Source organism: Pseudomonas cuatrocienegasensis, from assembly GCF_900110925.1.
Classification (GTDB): domain Bacteria; phylum Pseudomonadota; class Gammaproteobacteria; order Pseudomonadales; family Pseudomonadaceae; genus Aquipseudomonas; species Aquipseudomonas cuatrocienegasensis.
The window spans coordinates 79,285-95,793 of the sequence record NZ_FOFP01000001.1; the positions used below are offsets into that span (position 1 = coordinate 79,285).

Sequence of the window (16,509 nt, forward strand, 5' to 3'; positions counted from 1 at the left end):
CAGGCTGGCGCTGCCTGGTAAACGCAAGGAGTGCGGGTTAGGCTCGCTGCACGACGCAACGGATGCCTGCCCATGGATTTTCAGACCAAAGTTTCCCGCCTGCGGCCCCACAGCCGTGCCCAGACACCCCGCAACGCTCGTGAGGACGATCTCGCAGCGGTGATCGACCAACTCGAAAGCGACCGCGGACGCATTGTCCACAGCGCCGCGGTGCGGCGCCTGCAGCAGAAGACCCAGGTCTTCCCGCTGGAGCGCAATGCGGCGGTGCGCAGCCGCCTGACCCATTCCCTGGAAGTGCAGCAGGCCGGGCGTTTTATCGTGCGCACGCTGTACAAGCAGCTCGGGGCACGAGCGACTGAAGTTGGCCTGGATGGCCTCGACGGCGCGCTGGAAAGCCTGGTGGAAATGACCTGCCTGATGCACGACATCGGCAATCCACCGTTTGGCCACTTCGGCGAATACGCCATCGGCGAGTGGTTCGAGCGCGAACTCGATGGGCTGTTCGCCGCGGCGATCCCTGCCGGGCAAGGCGATGCGCAATTGCGCGCACGCATGCTGATCGACCTCAAGGCCTTCGAGGGCAACGCCCAGGCCTTGCGCCTGGTGGTCAACCTGCAGCGCATGAACCTGACCTACACCCAGACCGCCGGCCTGCTCAAGTACGTGCGCCCGGCCTACCTGCCCAAGCCCGCGAAGGGCACGCCCGGCGCCTATTTGAACAAGAAGCCAGGCTTCTACCTGTCCGAGGAAGGCTTTGTTCGCGAGCTGCGCGCGGCGCTGGAGTTGGCCGACGGTACCCGTCACCCGGTGGCCTACATCATGGAGGCAGCCGACGACATCGCCTATTGCTTGGCCGACATCGAAGACTCGGTGGAGAAGGGCATCCTCAGTATCGAGCAACTGGCCGGCTTGCTGGTCAAGACCTTTGCCCGCCACCAGTCACCCGACCTGGTGGTGCCGGGCAAGGGCAAGTCGTTCCGCGAGCTGGTTGACTATGCCTACAAGCGCTCCAGCGACGAGCCGATCAATAAGGTCAGCGAGTTCTTTATCTGGCTAAGGGTGAACATGATCCACCCGCTGGTGCAGCACGCCGCCCAACAGTTTATCGACAACCTGCAGGCGGTGTACGACGGCACCCTCGACCGCGCGCTGATGGAAGACCAGAGCGTGCCCCACGCCATCGTGCAGACCTTCAAGGACGTGGCCATGGAGTGGGTGTTCTGCGACCGCGAGGTGGAAACCCTGCAGCTGCAGGGCTACCGCATTTTGCAGGGCCTGCTGGATTTCTACGCGCCGCTGCTGCGCACCCACCCGGACACCTTTCTGGCCCTGACCGAAGGGCGTTGCCGCAGCGAGCCGCACCTGCAAATGCTCGCCCGGCGCCTGCCCAGCCAACTGGTCAAGGCCTACCACGAGGCGCTGCGCCATTACGCCGGCCCCGCCGAGGACGCCGACCTGTGGGCCTTCTACCACCGCTGCCGGCTGCTGCAGGACATGATCAGCGGCATGACCGACCAGCATGCCCAGGATGAGTACCGCGCCTTGTCGGCGCTCTGAACGAGTGGGGGTCAGATGTTCTGCCAGATCAACTGCACGCCCGCCAGCAGCATGCCCAGGCGGGCGATGCGGTAGAACCAGGTGTGGTTGACCCGCGACTGCAGCCACAGGCCCGTCCATACGCCGAACGGCACGATGGGCGCGAGCATCAGGCTCATCAGCAGGTTCTCCTGGGTGAACTGGCCGAGGGCGGTGTAGGGGATCAGCTTGATCGCGTTGGTCAGCAGGAAGAACAGGTTGATGGTCGCCACGTAGCGCACCTTGTCCAACTGCTGTGGCAGCAGGTGCATCATCACCGGTGGCCCGCCGGCATGGGCGACGAAGCTGGTGAAACCGGCCACGGACGACAGCGCCAGGCCCCGACCCTTGTGCAGCGGGCGCGGTGTGTCGTGACGCATCAATACGCCAAGGGCGACGAAGGACACCGCGATCAGCCCCATCATCAGGCCAATCATGCGTTCGTTGAGCAGCTCGAAGGTCAGCGAGCCAATGGCGATGCCGATCAGCGCGCCGGGCATCATGACCTTCAGGTTGGCCAGGTCCCAGCGCCGCCAGTAGGCCTTGAGGCCGACCACATCAGCCAGGCAGAGAATCGGCAGCATGATCGCCACGGCCTGCTTGGGCGACGTAGCCAGGGCCAGCAGCGGCACGGCAATGCCGCCCAGGGCGCCGCCGAAACCACCTTTGGACAGCCCGGTGAGAAAGATCGCCGGCAAGGCGAACAGCAGTAAATCGGACAAGCTCATCAGCTCAAGCGCCCCGCTAAAAGCGCGCAGACTAGCACCTCATTGGCGATGCGGCATTGTCGTCTGCGGCGACTTGTCGGCACACTGGCGCCCTCGAACCCCAGCGATCCAAGGAGTGCCCATGTCCCATCCCGCCGAACCACTCGGCCTGGACCTCGATGCCCGCTATGCCGCCGCCTGCGAGTTGGCCCAGGCAGCCGCTGAACGCGGCATGACCTATTACCGTTCGCGCAACGAGCTAACGGTGATGCACAAGGGCGGTGATATGCAGGATGTGGTCAGCATCGCCGACAAGGCGCTCGAAGACTTTATCCGCGCCGAGCTGCTGACGCGCTTCCCTGAAGACGGTTTTGTCGGTGAGGAGGGCGGTCACGCCAATCTGGAGGCGCGCTGCGTATGGGTGATTGATCCGATTGACGGCACCCGCTGTTTCGTCAACGGCCTGCACAACTGGTGCGTATCCATCGGCCTGATGGTCGACGGCAAACCCTATTTGGGGGCGATTGCCGACCCCAATCACCAGGAGCTGTTCCGTGGCCGCATCGGTCATGGCGCCTTCGTCAACGACACACCGCTGCAGGTGCACCCGGCCCAGCATGTGCGCGAAGGCGTGGTGGGCGCGGGCACCACCCATCGCCCAGGCAAGGAGAACTTTCTACCGTTTGTGCAGGGGCTGCTGGATGAGGGCGGCATGTTCTTTCGCAACGGTTCGGGCGCGCTGATGACTGCCTATGTCGCAGCTGGCCGGCTGATCGGCTATTACGAGACGCATCTCAAGAGCTGGGATTGTCTGGCCGGCGTGGTGCTGTTGGCCGAGACGGGTGGGCGCATCAATGACTTCTTCCGTAATGATGGACTGCTGGAAGGTAATCCCTTCCTGGCGGCTTGCCCAGGCGTCTATGAGCAGTTGGCCGAACTGATAGGTCCGTCCCTGGACGCCTGACTGTTACGGCGTTTTGTTGCTCTGTTGTATGGGCGGCGGGTGCTGTTGGTTTGCTCTAATGGCAGACCGCCTGTTAGGAACCACCGTCATGTCGCCCAAGGATCTACTGTTGGCCCTGGTCGTGATCATCGTCTGGGGCCTGAACTTCGTGGTTATCCGCCTGGGTCTGGACGCCATGCCGCCGATGCTCCTGGGTGCGCTGCGCTTTCTCCTGGCGGCGGTGCCGGCGATCTTCTTCGTGCGCCGCCCGGCCATCCCTGTGCGCTGGTTGTTGATTTACGGCCTGACGATTTCCCTGGGGCAGTTCGCCTTTCTGTTTTCGGCGATGAAGGTCGGCATGCCGGCCGGGCTGGCCTCCCTGGTGCTGCAATCCCAGGCGTTTTTCACCCTGTTTTTCGCCGCCGCGCTGCTCGGTGAGCGGCTGCGCGCGCTGAACCTGATCGGCTTGCTGGTGGCGGCGGGCGGTTTGCTGCTGATTGGCTTGGAGGGCGAAGGCGTGCTGACGCTCGCAGGTTTTGTGCTGACGCTCTGCGCCGCAGCGATGTGGGCCATGGGCAATATCGTCACCCGGCGCCTGGGCAAGGTGAACCTGGTCGGGCTGGTGGTCTGGGGCAGTTTGGTGCCGCCGCTGCCGTTTCTCGCCCTGTCGCTGTGGCTGGAGGGGCCGCAGTTGATCGGCGAGAGCCTGGCGCGTTTCGACCTCAACGCCTTTCTGGTGCTCGCTTACCTGGCGTTCGGCGCCACGCTGCTCGGCTACGGGCTGTGGAGCCGCCTGCTGTCGCGCTACCCGGCCAGCCAGGTGGCGCCATTCTCGCTGCTGGTGCCGGTGGTGGGTCTCAGCTCGGCAGCGCTGCTGCTCGGCGAACGCCTGGCGCCGCTGCAATGGCTGGGCGCCGCGCTGGTGATGCTCGGTCTGCTGGTCAACGTGGCGGGCGGTTGGCTGTATCGACGCTGGCGACCGCTCGCGGTTTGACCGCTGCTCAGCGCTTACCCATCGAACGGCGAGTACCGCTCGGCGCTGGACCGATCTTCTTCTCGTGGCCGCTTTTCAAGCCTTTGGTGTGAAAGGGCTGATCGCTGCGTTTGGCTGCGCGGGCGGCGGCGCCGAACAGCGCGGCAAAGCCTGTCGTGGTTGGCTCGTTCGCGGTGGTCTGCGGCTCGGTGGGTGTGGCGTCGGTCTGCGGGGGCGTATTCATGCGGGGTGCTCGTGGCGCCGAGAAAGGGCCGCGCAGTATAGGCGTGGCCCTGCGCGGCGTCGCCTGCTGTTTTCGCTCGTCTCAGGTTGCCGATGAGCGGGTATCGCCCGTCGCACAGATCACCCGATGAACGAAATGCAGCTTGGCAATTACCGCGGGCGGCAACACGAAGGGGTAAAGGTCAGGCTGACCCATGCTGCGCGCCAGTTCGTTGAGCATCGCCGCCAATTCGATCCAGGCGTTGACCAGCAGCAGAAAGGCGTCGGCCTGGGCGTCGCCCGGTTCGGACAGGGCTTCGTGGGTATAGGGCTGAAAGTCCAGTTCGATGTCGCCGGCGCGCATGCCCAGGCTCAGGGCGGTGTCCAGGGTATCCATCATGTGCAGGTAATGGGCCCAGGTTTCCGCCCAGTCTTCCCAGGGGTGCATGCTGGCGTAGGCGCTGACGAAGTGCGCCTGCCAGTCGGCGGGCGCACCTGTTTCATAGTGGTGCTGCAGGGCCTCGCCGTAGTCGGCACGTTCATCGCCGAACAGCGCGCGGCAGGCGTCCAGCCAGGGGCTGTCGGCGATCAGCCGGTCCCAGTAGTAGTGGCCAACTTCATGACGAAAGTGACCGAGCAGGGTGCGGTAGGGCTCGCGCATCTGCACGCGCACCTGTTCGCGGTGGGCGTCGTCGGCCTCGGCGATGTTCAGGGTAATCAGGCCATGATCGTGGCCGGTCAGCGGTGTGCTGCCGTCGATATCGGTGCCCAGAAAGTCGAAGGCCAGGCCGTGCTGCGGGTCTTCGTCACGGTTGACCACCGGCAGTTGCAGGGTCAGCAGTTGTGCCACCAGGCGCCGCTTGGCCGCCTCGAAACGCGCCCAGCGGCGATCGTTGCCCGGCACCGACAGGTCGGGAATGGTGCGGTTGAGGCGGCAGGCCAGGCACAGCGGGTCGGCATCGCCAGCCGGCAGCAGCCAGTTGCAGCCGGCTGCGCTGTGCAGGTTGGCGCAGCGCCGATACAGCGGCCCGTCTACTTCGTCAGCGATGCGCCAGGCCTCGCCATCGGTCGTGCTCAGCGTCAGCACGGCGCCGCGTTCGGGCGCATAGCCCAGCGCTGCCTCGCAGGCCAGGCACTGGCTGTTGCGAAAGAAGATCGCCTGGCCGCAGGTGCACTGGCTCACCGCCTTCTGGCTGGGGCTGCGGATACGCCGATCAGGGTCGGCAACGCGCTGTTCAAGGGCACTGAAGAACGGGTGCATGGCAGGTCTCACAAGCGGGTGGGTGGTAGAGCGAACAGGGGGCAGTACAGTTCCAGTTGTTTTGCGGCGCAACCGTTTGGCAGCAGGTCGCAGTCATCAGTGAGCATTTGCTCGATGACGTTGTCCACCTCTTACACCCTTTGAGATGGAGACCATCATGGCCCGTAAGCACTTTGCCCGTTATGAAGCGATCTCATCGGCCGTTCCGGTCGAGAATGCCTTTGAACCGGTGATCGCCATCAAGCGCCGTGGCACCGACGACAAGGCGCGTATCCATGCCATCAGCACCGGTAAACACTATCACTTCGCCTCCGAGGCCGATGCCATCGCCGAAGCGGCGCTGACCAAGGTGATGGAAGTCAGCGACACCGGTGAGCTGATTTTCGAGCCCAATGCGCTCTGACGCGTTCCCGGGCTTTACCCAGTGTTTACGCAGCACTGACACCGTTTGACTGAGCCAGGGTGTCTTATCTGTACCGGGGAGTAGTTCCCGGGTAGGAGGAGACATCCATGTTCAGACGAATGACTCAGGTCGCTGTGTTGGCCGCCTGCCTGGTGGCTGCCAGCGCCGCTTCGGCGGCGGATCGCAATGTAGTGGTGCCGGTGATCGCCGGTGTTGCGGTGGGCGCCTTGCTTGGTGTGGCGTTCAGCCAGGATCGTGATGATCGCCATCGGTATCAGCGGCCGGCCTACAAGGCGCCGAAACGGGTGGTGCATTATGCGCCCGCGCCGCGGCATTACAGACCGGTGCAGTATGTGGCGGTGCCCGTGCAGGCATACCCTCAACGGCCTGGTCGCAGCCATCATTATTACCGTCGTTAACCCCAAGGCCCGCTTCTGCGGGCCTTGTGTTGAGCGCGCGGCTGAAGCGGAGCTGGCATAGTGTCGCGTAATGCATCAAATGTCGGTCAATGCCAGGCTGCGTGGCAGGGGCCGGGCGGCATTGCGCTTTAGCGCTTTCAGGGATTAGCCTGAATAAAGGTTGGGTGCCGCCGTTCTACAGAGAGCGACGTATTAGTTGTGTCAGGCCCCAAGTCTCGCGATTTAAAATCGGCCAGCCTCTACCGCCGCCTTTTCCTGGCCGTTAAAGTCCGCGCCTGATTTTCGCCCCGCAGGAGCCGTTATGCCCGAGTCGACACCACCCACATCTGGCCGCTGGAAGCTGCCCGCCCACTTCACCCCCGTGGCGTTCGCGTTCTTCATGTCGGGCATCATGGCGTTGCTGATGTGCTTGGTAATCACCGCCGCCAACACCGGTTTTACCGAGGGCTACCTGCTGCGCGTGCTCAAGGCCTATCAGTTGGCCATGCCGGTCGCGTTTTGCTGTGTGCTGTTCGTGCGGCCGGTGGTCATGATGCTGGTGCGCTTGACGGTTCGTTCGGGGCCGTAACGAGCGTTGTCAGGTGTCTGTATGGCTATCGCGGGGCGTGACTGTGTCTATTCGCGACATCGCGCCGCACCGAGAATGCAGGCAGACCCTACAGCCGAGCTTGCCATGCACATCGCCATCCTTACTTTCGACGGTTTCAACGAACTGGACTCGCTGATTGCCTTCGGCATTCTCAACCGCATCAAACAGCCGGGCTGGCGCGTGTCGCTGGCGTCGCCGAGTGCTACGGTCACCTCGATGAATGGGGTTCAGTTGCAACGTCAGGTGTCGCTAGATGGCATCGAAACCTTCGATGCCGTGCTGGTCGGCAGTGGTATCAAAACCCGCGAAATCGCCCAGGACGCCGTCATCATGCAGACCCTGGGGCGACTCGACCCGCAACGCCAACTGCTCGGCGCGCAATGCTCCGGCACCTTGCTGCTGGCCAAGCTGGGCTTGCTCGAGGGGGTTCCTGGCTGCACCGACCTCACCAGTAAACCCTGGGTGCAGGAAGCCGGTGTCGAGGTACTTGAGCAACCCTTCTTCGCCCGCGGCAACCTGGCCACGGCGGGCGGCTGCCTGGCATCGATCTATCTCGCCGCCTGGACGATCACGCGCCTGGTCGGGCGCGAAGCCGCCACCGAGGCACTGCATTACGTCGCGCCCGTGGGTGAGAAACTCGAGTACATCGAACGGGCGTTCGGTGCTATCGAGGCCTACCTGCCGGGTAGTTAGCGGCCCTCGGGGCAGGTGCCATCTCCCGGGTATCGCTGCGCTCCATCCAGGCTACAGGTGCTCAACAGTGGCTGCGCAGCGTTCGTTGTCTGTTAGCCAACGGCAGGTTCGCGGGCTCTAGTAAGCTAGCTGTCGTGTGAGTGCCATTGGGCCGATTTTTTAGGTTTTTTGCGAAGACAGACTGCAAGAAAGGCCTTAATAGCCGATAGCTATATATCAGTAGTGTGGGGATAGACGATGTTCGGTAACCGGTTGAAGAAAGAGATACAGGCCAAGGATGCCGAATTATCAATGCTGCGGCAGATGCTGTCCGGCATAGACGCGGAAATGATTATGTTGTCCGTCGATTCGGACTACCGGATTGTTGAGTGCAATGACAACTTTGTCGCCTTCATTGGCTATACGCGCCAGCAGTTGATCGGTCGGCCGATGAGTGAGCTGGTACCAAGTTATGTGAAGGACTTGCCCTGTTTTCATAACCTTCGGGCGGCGGTGAAGGCCGGCAAGTCGGTACATGATCACTACCGATTTATTCATGCTGACGGCCCTATGGTCTGGCTGCAGGCGTGCTGGCAGCCGATGTTGGATGCGTCTGGGCGCCTGGAGAAGATTCAGTGTCTGGGTAGCGAGATCACTCCGGCTGTGGACAAGGCGCGGGAGAACGAGGATTTCATCAAAGCTCTGCTGCGCTCCACGGCGGTGATTGAATTCGATTTGAAAGGCCATGTGCTCAAGGCCAACCAGCAGTTCTTCGATGCCATGGGCTACAGCTTCGAGCGCATCAAAGGCAAACACCACAGCCTGTTTTGCTACCCCAGTGAGAGCAACACGCCCGAGTATGTGCAGTTCTGGGAGCGGCTCAACCGTGGTGAGTTCGTTGCCGGTCGTTTCCGGCGGGTCGACAGCCATGGCCGCGAGATCTGGCTGGAGGCCACTTATAACCCGGTGTACGACACGCAGAACAAGCTCTACAAGGTGGTCAAGTTCGCCACTGCCGTCACCGATCAGGTTAGCCGTGAGCAGGAGGTCAACGATGCGGCGAGCATCGCCTACGAGATCTCGCAAAAGACCGACATGAGCGCTCAGCAGGGTGCGCAGGTGGTCACCGATACGGTGCAGACCATGCAGCGCATTGCCGAAGAAATGGGCTCGGCTTCGGCCGGTATCGAGGCGCTCGGCAAGCAGTCGCTGCTGATCAACACCATGGTCCAGACCATTGGCGGTATCGCCCAGCAGACCAACCTGCTGGCACTTAACGCGGCCATCGAGGCGGCCCGTGCAGGTGAGCAGGGCCGTGGTTTTGCGGTGGTGGCCGACGAGGTCAGGCAGCTGGCAAGTCGCACCAGTCAGGCGACCGAAGAAATTGTCGGTGTGGTGCAGCAGAACCAGAAACTCGTCGACAAGACGGTCAATGACATGGCCAGCAGTCGCGAGCAGGCCGAGGCCGGGCTGGCACTGGCCAACCAGGCCGGTGCCGTGATCGTCGAAATACGCCAGGGTGCCAAGCAGGTCTTGTCGGCGGTGGAGCGCTTCGCCAACCAGTTGAAATAGGCGATGTCGCCGTTGCTTGTTGCAGCCGCACGCACGCCATGACGCAACGTCTGTGGAGCGCCGCCCCGGCGCGACGTGTGTGCTGCCTGTTATACCGCTGAATGGCTGCAGTCGATTCGCCCCGGGGCGGGAAGCATCGACAGCATGCAGTACATAACGGTGCCATAGCCATGAAATAGCCCCGGCCGTGACGCTTCTCAAGCCCTCAGTCTTTGTTTGGTGGTGTGGGGCCTGGTTTGCCATTGGCCATCTGCTTGCTGGCAGCCGCCATCAGGCGCTGAAAGGTGGCGCAGTGCAGGTGGTTGTCGGCGGGGCAGGCGGCAGCATGGCGCAGACCGTCGCGGATGGCGGACAGGCGCTTGATGGTCTGGTCCAGTTGATCGGCTTTGCTGCTCAGTTGTTGCCGGTCGATGGCCGGGCCGCCTTCGGCGCTGAGCATCGCGCCGATGTCCTCCAGGGCAAACCCGGCCGTGCGTCCCAGCGCAATCAGCGCCAGGCGTTGCAATACTGTCTCGGCAAAGACCCGCTTCAGGCCACTGCGGCCGATGGAGCGGATCAGCCCCTTTTCCTCGTAATAACGCAGCGTCGAGGCCGGCAAACCGGACCAGCGCGCGACCTGCCCGATATCCAGCGTTTTCATGCTTGACCTCAAGTCGACTTGAACCCGTAGCCTGCTGAAGAAGGCTTATCAGACAGGTTAGAGGGAGATCGCTATGACAGTCGAGAACATCATGCAGGTGATTATTCTGGGGGCTGGCGCCACGCTTGGCATAGATGTCTGGGCGCTGCTGCGGCGCAGGCTGCTGGGCGTGCCGTCGCTGGATTACGCCCTGGTCGGGCGTTGGCTCGGGCATATGCGCCACGGCCGTTTTCGTCATGGAGCCATTGGCAAGGCGCCAGCGGTGGCAGGCGAGCGGGCGTTGGGCTGGGCGTTTCACTACCTGATCGGGTTGGCGTTCGCTGGGCTGTTTCTGCTGCTGGTCGGGGCGCCTTGGCTGCAGCGGCCGACACTCTGGCCGGCTCTGTTGTTCGGCGCACTCACGGTGGCGGCACCGCTGCTGGTGATGCAGCCGGCATTCGGCATGGGCATCGCCGCCGCACGCACGGCGAACCCGCGCCAGGTCCGGCTACGCGCGCTGGTTACCCACCTGCTGTTCGGCGCTGGACTATACCTGGCCGCTATGCTGCTGGCCGCATTCTAGGGTGGCATCTCGCATCAAATATCGGTCAATGCCAAGCTGCGTGGAGGGGCCAGGCGGCGCTTCGCTTTAACCGCGACGCCTGCAGTGCCTTAACGATTTATCGCGAATAAATTCGCTCCTACAAAAAGCGAAAGATGATTAGTGTCGCGACACTAGGCTGGCTTAGGCGCCGTGCATGGCGTGTGCTCAGTGGCTGTAACCCGGCTTCTGCCGCGCCGTTTTAAGCAGATCGGCCGGGCTGATATGGCCGACCACCTGGGTCGCGGCGCTGCCGGGGTGCGGCAGGCCGAGGATGTGGCCCTTCATCTTGCCGATGACGTGCATCTCGCAGGGTTTGCAGTCGAACTTGAGGGTCAGCACCTCGTCGCCATGCACCAATTGCATCGGCTCGACGCGGGTTTTCACGCCGGTCACGCCCTTGGCCTGCTTGGGGCACAGGTTGAAGGAGAAGCGCAGGCAGTGCTTGGTGATCATCACCGGCACTTCGCCGGCCTCTTCGTGGGCCTCGTAGGCCGCGTCGATTAGCTGCACCCCGTGGCGATGGTAGAACGCGCGGGCCTTGTGGTTGTAGACGTTGGCCAGAAACGACAGATGCGCCTCCGGGTACACCGGCGCCGGGTCGGTCTCTGCCTTGCGTCCGCCACGGGGGTGAGCCGCCACACGCGCAGCCGTCAGTTGGTCGATGGCCTCGCGGCGCAGCGCCTTGAGCTGCGAGTTGGGCACGAAGAACGCCTGCGGTGCGTCCAGGGTGACGCCCTGAGCGTGATACATGGTGGTGCCAAGCTGGGTCAGTAGGTCGCGCAGGCCGTCGAGTGCCTGTTCCGGCTTATTGGCCGGGCCGAACGGGCCGGGCAGGGCGACCTGGACGCTGATGCCTTCTTCGCTGGTGGCGGTCAGTTGCAGCGCGGTTTCGCGCAGTTCGACCTGCCAGCTCACGCCAATGCGGCGCTCGGCGCTGGTTTTTTGCAGGGCCTGCTGCCAGTTGTGGTCGAGGTTGCGGCTCAGCGGATGATTCGGCCGCAGGCGGCTGAGGCCAGCGGGCATCTCATTGGGTTCGACGCGGTAGCGGTAGCGCGGCGCGCCGTCCTCTTCAAACTCGGCTTTCAGCTCGGCGATATTGGCGCGAAAGCCTACGACCTCGCGCTTGACCAGCACGTTGAGGCCGTCGCCGTTGGACAGCGGGGTATCGGTGACGGCGATCAGGTCGCGCTTGCCGACCTTCTCCACATGGCCCACTGACAGCCCGGTAAAGGTCGGCGAGTCGAAGGCGCCGATATCGATCTTGCGCTCGCTGACAAAGTAATCCGTGCTGCCGCGGTGGAAGGTCTTGTCCGGGTCGGGCACAAAGAAATGCGCGGTGCGGCCACTGGAGGCGCGGGCCAGGTCGGGGCGGTCTTCGAGCACCTGGTCGAGGCGCTGGCGGTAATAGGCGGTGATGTTCTTCACGTAGCCCATGTCCTTGTAGCGGCCCTCGATCTTGAACGAGCGCACGCCGGCTTCGACCAGGGCGCGGATGTTGGCGCTCTGGTTGTTGTCCTTCATCGACAACAGGTGTTTCTCAAAGGCGATCACCCCGCCTTTTTCATCCTTGAGGGTGTAGGGCAGACGGCAGGCCTGGGAGCAGTCACCACGGTTGGCGCTGCGCCCGGTCTGCGCGTGGGAGATGTTGCACTGGCCGGAGAAGGCCACGCAGAGCGCGCCGTGAATAAAGAACTCGATGGCCGCGTCGGTCTCGTCGGCAATCGCACGGATTTCCTGCAGGTTCAGCTCGCGCGCCAGGACCAGTTGGGAGAAGCCGGCCTGGTCGAGAAACTTGGCCCGCGCCAGGGTGCGGATATCGGTCTGGGTACTGGCATGCAGCTCGATCGGCGGAATATCCAGCTCCATTACCCCCATATCCTGCACGATCAGCGCATCCACGCCCGCGTCGTAGAGCTGGTGGATCAGCTTGCGCGCCGGCTCCAGCTCATCGTCATGCAGGATGGTGTTGATCGTGGTGAACACCCGCGCGTGGTAGCGGCGGGCGAACTCCACCAGCCCGGCGATCTCGCTCACCTCGTTCGCGGCGTTGTGCCGCGCGCCGAAGCTCGGGCCGCCGATATAAATGGCATCGGCGCCATGCAGGATGGCCTCGCGGGCAATCGCCACATCGCGGGCGGGGCTGAGCAGTTCCAGGTGGTGTTTGGGCAGGGACATGGCGGTTTCTTTTATCAGGCGGCACGGGCAAGGCGTGCATTGTAGCCGCCTGAAGGCAAGGCGGCACCCTGCCGGATCAGTGGCGGCGTGTCAGGGCGCGATTGCAGGCTGAGCCTGGCTGTAGGAGATGCCCCGTCGTCCAGACGTCGCGCTGTCGCGCAGCAAACTGGATGCGCGTGAGGCTCGCTGTTGTGGGACGGGCCGGGCGGCGCTCCGCTTTAGCCGCGAAGAGTTCGCGGCTAAAGCGGGATGCCGCCCAGCGGAGCGCCGCCCGACCCCTCCCACGCAGCCTGGGATTGACCAACATTGGCTTCGTGTCGCGGCACTAGGCGTTGGCCGCCAGGGTCGGGCCGTGGGCCTGCCTGGCAGGCGCGGCGACCTATCAGGCGAACACGAAATACTTGCGCACGGTTTCGACGACTTCCCAGGTGCCCTTCATGCCGGGCTCGACCACGAAAATATCGCCGGCCTTGAGGTGGATTGGCGCCATGCCATCCGGGGTGATGATGCAGTAGCCTTCCTGAAAGTGGCAGTACTCCCACTTCACGTACTCGACGCGCCATTTGCCTGGGGTGCAGATCCAGGTGCCCATGATCTTGCTGCCGTCATCGGAGGTGTAGGCATTGAGGTTGACGGTGTGCGGATCCCCCCCAATGCGCTCCCACTTGCAGGCATCAACAACAGGCATTGGCTGAGTGTCGCGCAGGACAGTGATCGGTGGGTTGGCCATAGGGGTGCTCCGCTGAAAGACTTAAAGGATCGTCACCATAGAGCAGCGGTTGGCGGGGCAGCGGTCTGGATTCGACATCGGGATGTTCATTCGCGTAACACCGTTCAGCCGTTCGGCGCTGCTACGGAATGGCGACTGTAATCGTGTAGGCTTGGTGCCTTTTGCAGGGGCTGGTTTGGCGCCTGTGTCCTTGACCTGGAGGATGTAAGACGTGGAGCAAGAGCTTGAGCAGATCGATAAGTGGTTAAGCCAGTACGGCAGCGAGGAGTCCATTGCCACGGCCAGCGAGCTGGATGGCTTTCTCACCGCGATTGTCTCCGGCCCCAAGATGATTGCGCCGAGCGTCTGGTACTCGGCGATCTGGGGCGAGGGGCACGAGCCGAGCTGGCAGAGCCAGAAAGAGGCTGAGCGCTTTATGCAGCTGGCCATCGACCTGATGAACCATGCTGCGCAAACCCTGAGCCACGCGCCCGAGGACTATGAGGCGCTGTTTCTGATCGACGAGGACGAGCAGGTCATCGTTGAGGCCTGGTGCTTCGGCTACATGCGCGGTGCCGAGTTGGGCGGCTGGGTCGACGACGAGCAGGATGACGAGCTGACCGAACTGCTGGCGGTGATTGCGCTGCATTGCTCCGAAGAAGGCCAAGCCGTGATCGACGGCTTTAGCGACGAAGAGCGCGAAGCCGCGCTGGCGCTGGTCGAAGCGTCCGCCATCGAGCTGCACGCCTACTGGCTGGCGCGCCGTGAGCCGCTGGAGCCGATCCGCCGCGAGGCGCCGAAGGTCGGGCGCAACGACCCGTGCCCCTGCGGCAGCGGCAAGAAACACAAGCAGTGCTGCATGCCGTGAGCTGACGCCTGCGCGCGAATGCGCGCAGGCTGACCGGGCTCAGTGGATCGTCGGGAAGCGCTCTTTGACCAGTGCCTGGGCCTGCAGGGTCAGCTGGTCGAGACGCCGGTCGCGCTGTTTCTCTGCCTCGCTCATGGCCTTCTTGCCGTGCTGCTGCAGCAGGTAGGCGTGGATCTGCCGCACCTCCTGAGACTGGTAGATCGGTGCCAGGTCCTGCACCGCCACCAGGCCGTCCGAGCGCTGGCGGCGGGTGTTCATCAACACCTGTGGCCCTTGCGCCGCCAGTACCTGAAAGCCCATGGCCTCGAAGGTCGGCACCTTGCTTGCCACGCAGGCCAGTTCGGCATGGGGGCGACGGCTGACCATCTGCTGCAGCATGGCCCGGGCGATGCCGCGCCGGCGGTGGCTGGCCTGCACGGCCATGTAAGCCAGGGTGCAGGCCTCGGGGTCATCCTCACTTGGCAGGTACAGGGCGAAGCCGAGTACCTGAGACGGGTCCTGATCATCCAGCGCCAGGATCAGCTGTGCGGTGGTATTCAGCGCCGCGTCCATGGCCTGCAGATACAGGTGCACTTCGTAGCCAATCACATATTGGTACAGCTGATAGAGCGGGTTGCTGGGCGTCAGCGACACCGGGCTGATGTCGCCTAGGTAATCCACCACCATCTGTAGCACCTGACTTTTCAGGGACTCGGGCGGCGGGGTATTCAAATGGGCAAGGGTGAACATCGAAACGTTGGCTCCAGGCGTACCCAGGCAGGGCAATGGACGAGGGCGCCATTGTAACGCCCGCGTCTTATCAGCGCCGCTGCCAGCGCGGATTGGCTGTCGCTTCGTGCCGAGCTTTTGAGCGGCACGTTTTTGGTGGCGATGTCCGGACTGGACATCGCATGCAGGGTAGGAGCCCCGCCTCGGGGCGAATCGATTGCAGCCATGCAGTGACTTCGGTGTTGCCCATGGCATTCGCCGCGGGGGCGCGGCTCCAACCCAAAGCATCGGCGCCTCGCCTTAGCGCGAGGCTTGTGGCACCGACAGCCGGTGTGCCGGGCGCATCACTTGATAAAGGTCGCCCCACGCGTATTCACGTAGACCGAATAGATCGAGTGGCTGCTGGCCATAAACAGTCGATTGCCCTGTAACCCGCCAAAGCACAGGTTGGCGCAGCGTTCCGGCAGGCGAATGTGGCCGATGGCTTTGCCCTGGGTGTTGAACACCCTTACGCCATCCAGCTCTTCCGGTTTGCCCTGGGGGGAGCCGTTGCTGCCCCAGCCACACCAGAGGTTGCCGGCCTCGTCGCACTTGATGCCGTCGACCGCGCCCGTTGCGCCGGCGTCGATATGCGTGCGTCGCTCGCCCAGCGTGCCATCAGTGTTGACGGGGTAGGCCCACACCAGACGGTTGGGCTTGGCCCGACCTTCCACCACATAGAGGCTTTGTTCGTCTGGCGAGAAGCACAGACCATTGGGGCCGGCGAGGTTATCGATGACGCGGCTGACCTTCAGGCTCTGGCCGTCGATGCGGTACACGCCATGGGGCAGCTCGATCTGGATCTTATGGCCTTCGTACTCGTTGCCGGCCTGGAAGGGTGGGTCGGTGAACCAGATCGAACCGTCGCGTTTGACCACAATATCGTTGGGTGAGTTGAAGCGTTTCCCCTCGTAATTGTCGGCCAGCACCGTGATGCTGCCGTCGGGCTCGGTACGGGTGATGCGCCGACCCAGGCCCTCGTTGGTCGAGCCCTCGCAGGCGATCAGGCGCCCTTGGTTGTCGCGCGTCAGGCCGTTGGAAAAGTTCGAAGACTCACGGTACACGCCCAGCGACTGGCTGATCTCGTCCCAGCGCATGATGCGGTTATTGGGGATGTCGCTGAGCAGCAAGTAGCGGCCATCGCCCACCCATACCGGACCTTCGGCCCAGCGTAGCCCGCTGGCCAGCTTTTCTACGCTGGCGTTGAACAGGCGCAGGTCGAGAAAGCTGTCATCCAGAATCTCCACCGACGGGTCGGGGTAGCGCAGATTCAGCGGCTCTGTGGCGCGCGCCAGTTGCGGCAGCAGCGAGCCAATGCCGGCTGCCGCCGCCGAAAAGGCCAGGGAGTGCTTGAGAAATTGCCGGCGTGAGCCGGCAGGGCGTTGTTCGTCGTTCATCGTGAGTGTCCTTATTGTTCTTGTTGGACCGCAGGATGCGGTGCAAATAACTTA

General features: G+C 63.3%; 18 protein-coding genes. 10 read left to right on the forward strand and 8 right to left on the reverse strand.

The features are described from left to right. The first annotated feature begins 72 nt into the window (after positions 1-72). The gene (gene dgt, locus BMW49_RS00425; RefSeq protein WP_090390810.1) at positions 73-1,557 is read left to right on the forward strand and encodes a dGTPase; all 1,485 of its coding nucleotides are present in this window, start codon (positions 73-75) and stop codon (positions 1,555-1,557) included. Between the two features lie 11 nt (positions 1,558-1,568). Here the strand turns inward: dgt and BMW49_RS00430 are convergent, their stop codons facing one another. After that, a complete protein-coding gene (locus tag BMW49_RS00430; protein ID WP_069517076.1) occupies positions 1,569-2,303 on the reverse strand; it encodes a sulfite exporter TauE/SafE family protein in 735 nt (244 codons plus the stop codon). Between the two features lie 121 nt (positions 2,304-2,424). On the opposite strand from BMW49_RS00430, the gene BMW49_RS00435 reads away from it, so the two are divergent. Together BMW49_RS00435 and BMW49_RS00440 are read left to right on the forward strand one after the other, a co-directional pair. Beyond that, positions 2,425-3,246: an inositol monophosphatase family protein gene (locus tag BMW49_RS00435; protein ID WP_069517075.1), complete on the forward strand. Its 822-nt coding sequence runs from the start codon at positions 2,425-2,427 to the stop codon at positions 3,244-3,246. An 88-nt stretch (positions 3,247-3,334) separates the two neighbouring features. Beyond that, complete coding sequence (locus BMW49_RS00440) at positions 3,335-4,219, forward strand: EamA family transporter (RefSeq protein WP_069517074.1); 885 nt, start codon at positions 3,335-3,337, stop codon at positions 4,217-4,219. Between the two features lie 7 nt (positions 4,220-4,226). Here BMW49_RS00440 and BMW49_RS00445 read toward each other — a convergent pair whose 3' ends face one another. Continuing rightward, positions 4,227-4,442: a hypothetical protein gene (locus BMW49_RS00445; RefSeq protein WP_069517073.1), complete on the reverse strand. Its 216-nt coding sequence runs from the start codon at positions 4,440-4,442 to the stop codon at positions 4,227-4,229. A gap of 81 nt (positions 4,443-4,523) precedes the next feature. After that, complete coding sequence (locus BMW49_RS00450; RefSeq protein ID WP_069517072.1) at positions 4,524-5,681, reverse strand: zinc-binding metallopeptidase family protein; 1,158 nt, start codon at positions 5,679-5,681, stop codon at positions 4,524-4,526. 157 nt (positions 5,682-5,838) lie between these two features. On the opposite strand from BMW49_RS00450, the gene BMW49_RS00455 reads away from it, so the two are divergent. The 5 genes from BMW49_RS00455 to BMW49_RS00475 all read left to right on the forward strand — a co-directional run bounded on the left by BMW49_RS00455 (position 5,839) and on the right by BMW49_RS00475 (position 9,336). Then, entirely contained in the window at positions 5,839-6,084 is a 246-nt protein-coding gene (locus BMW49_RS00455; protein WP_069517071.1) for a hypothetical protein, read from the forward strand. A 107-nt stretch (positions 6,085-6,191) separates the two neighbouring features. Further along, a complete protein-coding gene (locus tag BMW49_RS00460; RefSeq protein WP_139133798.1) occupies positions 6,192-6,503 on the forward strand; it encodes a hypothetical protein in 312 nt (103 codons plus the stop codon). 301 nt (positions 6,504-6,804) lie between these two features. Next, positions 6,805-7,071 carry a DUF2798 domain-containing protein gene (locus BMW49_RS00465; RefSeq protein ID WP_069517069.1) on the forward strand — a complete coding sequence of 89 codons (267 nt, stop codon included), beginning with the start codon at positions 6,805-6,807 and terminating at the stop codon, positions 7,069-7,071. 105 nt (positions 7,072-7,176) lie between these two features. After that, on the forward strand, positions 7,177-7,785 hold the full coding sequence (locus BMW49_RS00470; RefSeq protein WP_069517068.1) for a DJ-1/PfpI family protein: 609 nt from the start codon (positions 7,177-7,179) through the stop codon (positions 7,783-7,785). Positions 7,786-8,022: 237 nt separating this feature from the next. Further along, entirely contained in the window at positions 8,023-9,336 is a 1,314-nt protein-coding gene (locus BMW49_RS00475) for a methyl-accepting chemotaxis protein (protein WP_069517067.1), read from the forward strand. A 205-nt stretch (positions 9,337-9,541) separates the two neighbouring features. Here BMW49_RS00475 and BMW49_RS00480 read toward each other — a convergent pair whose 3' ends face one another. After that, entirely contained in the window at positions 9,542-9,976 is a 435-nt protein-coding gene (locus BMW49_RS00480) for a helix-turn-helix domain-containing protein (protein WP_069517066.1), read from the reverse strand. A gap of 73 nt (positions 9,977-10,049) precedes the next feature. On the opposite strand from BMW49_RS00480, the gene BMW49_RS00485 reads away from it, so the two are divergent. After that, entirely contained in the window at positions 10,050-10,538 is a 489-nt protein-coding gene (locus BMW49_RS00485) for a DUF2938 family protein (protein WP_069517065.1), read from the forward strand. A gap of 186 nt (positions 10,539-10,724) precedes the next feature. Here BMW49_RS00485 and BMW49_RS00490 read toward each other — a convergent pair whose 3' ends face one another. Together BMW49_RS00490 and BMW49_RS00495 are read right to left on the reverse strand one after the other, a co-directional pair. Beyond that, complete coding sequence (locus BMW49_RS00490; protein ID WP_069517064.1) at positions 10,725-12,734, reverse strand: peptidase U32 family protein; 2,010 nt, start codon at positions 12,732-12,734, stop codon at positions 10,725-10,727. A 382-nt stretch (positions 12,735-13,116) separates the two neighbouring features. Further along, the gene (locus BMW49_RS00495; RefSeq protein WP_069517063.1) at positions 13,117-13,464 is read right to left on the reverse strand and encodes a cupin domain-containing protein; all 348 of its coding nucleotides are present in this window, start codon (positions 13,462-13,464) and stop codon (positions 13,117-13,119) included. Positions 13,465-13,675: 211 nt separating this feature from the next. Here BMW49_RS00495 and BMW49_RS00500 point away from each other — a divergent pair, with 211 nt between their 5' ends. Then, a complete protein-coding gene (locus BMW49_RS00500) occupies positions 13,676-14,311 on the forward strand; it encodes a UPF0149 family protein (protein ID WP_069517062.1) in 636 nt (211 codons plus the stop codon). A gap of 39 nt (positions 14,312-14,350) precedes the next feature. On the opposite strand, the gene BMW49_RS00505 is transcribed toward BMW49_RS00500, so the two are convergent. Next, positions 14,351-15,040: a GNAT family N-acetyltransferase gene (locus BMW49_RS00505; protein ID WP_069517061.1), complete on the reverse strand. Its 690-nt coding sequence runs from the start codon at positions 15,038-15,040 to the stop codon at positions 14,351-14,353. Between the two features lie 323 nt (positions 15,041-15,363). Continuing rightward, positions 15,364-16,455 (reverse strand): SMP-30/gluconolactonase/LRE family protein, encoded by a 1,092-nt coding sequence (locus BMW49_RS00510; protein WP_069517060.1) that lies wholly within the window; start codon positions 16,453-16,455, stop codon positions 15,364-15,366. Positions 16,456-16,509 lie beyond the last annotated feature (54 nt).

Bases quoted from the DNA above. Each gene is read 5' to 3' on its own strand.
- dgt (WP_090390810.1), top strand. From the start codon at position 73: ATGGATTTTCAGACCAAAGTTTCCCGCCTGCGGCCCCACAGCCGTGCC.
- BMW49_RS00430 (WP_069517076.1), bottom strand. From the start codon at position 2,303: ATGAGCTTGTCCGATTTACTGCTGTTCGCCTTGCCGGCGATCTTTCTC.
- BMW49_RS00435 (WP_069517075.1), top strand. From the start codon at position 2,425: ATGTCCCATCCCGCCGAACCACTCGGCCTGGACCTCGATGCCCGCTAT.
- BMW49_RS00440 (WP_069517074.1), top strand. From the start codon at position 3,335: ATGTCGCCCAAGGATCTACTGTTGGCCCTGGTCGTGATCATCGTCTGG.
- BMW49_RS00445 (WP_069517073.1), bottom strand. From the start codon at position 4,442: ATGAATACGCCCCCGCAGACCGACGCCACACCCACCGAGCCGCAGACC.
- BMW49_RS00450 (WP_069517072.1), bottom strand. From the start codon at position 5,681: ATGCACCCGTTCTTCAGTGCCCTTGAACAGCGCGTTGCCGACCCTGAT.
- BMW49_RS00455 (WP_069517071.1), top strand. From the start codon at position 5,839: ATGGCCCGTAAGCACTTTGCCCGTTATGAAGCGATCTCATCGGCCGTT.
- BMW49_RS00460 (WP_139133798.1), top strand. From the start codon at position 6,192: ATGTTCAGACGAATGACTCAGGTCGCTGTGTTGGCCGCCTGCCTGGTG.
- BMW49_RS00465 (WP_069517069.1), top strand. From the start codon at position 6,805: ATGCCCGAGTCGACACCACCCACATCTGGCCGCTGGAAGCTGCCCGCC.
- BMW49_RS00470 (WP_069517068.1), top strand. From the start codon at position 7,177: ATGCACATCGCCATCCTTACTTTCGACGGTTTCAACGAACTGGACTCG.
- BMW49_RS00475 (WP_069517067.1), top strand. From the start codon at position 8,023: ATGTTCGGTAACCGGTTGAAGAAAGAGATACAGGCCAAGGATGCCGAA.
- BMW49_RS00480 (WP_069517066.1), bottom strand. From the start codon at position 9,976: ATGAAAACGCTGGATATCGGGCAGGTCGCGCGCTGGTCCGGTTTGCCG.
- BMW49_RS00485 (WP_069517065.1), top strand. From the start codon at position 10,050: ATGACAGTCGAGAACATCATGCAGGTGATTATTCTGGGGGCTGGCGCC.
- BMW49_RS00490 (WP_069517064.1), bottom strand. From the start codon at position 12,734: ATGTCCCTGCCCAAACACCACCTGGAACTGCTCAGCCCCGCCCGCGAT.
- BMW49_RS00495 (WP_069517063.1), bottom strand. From the start codon at position 13,464: ATGGCCAACCCACCGATCACTGTCCTGCGCGACACTCAGCCAATGCCT.
- BMW49_RS00505 (WP_069517061.1), bottom strand. From the start codon at position 15,040: ATGTTCACCCTTGCCCATTTGAATACCCCGCCGCCCGAGTCCCTGAAA.
- BMW49_RS00510 (WP_069517060.1), bottom strand. From the start codon at position 16,455: ATGAACGACGAACAACGCCCTGCCGGCTCACGCCGGCAATTTCTCAAG.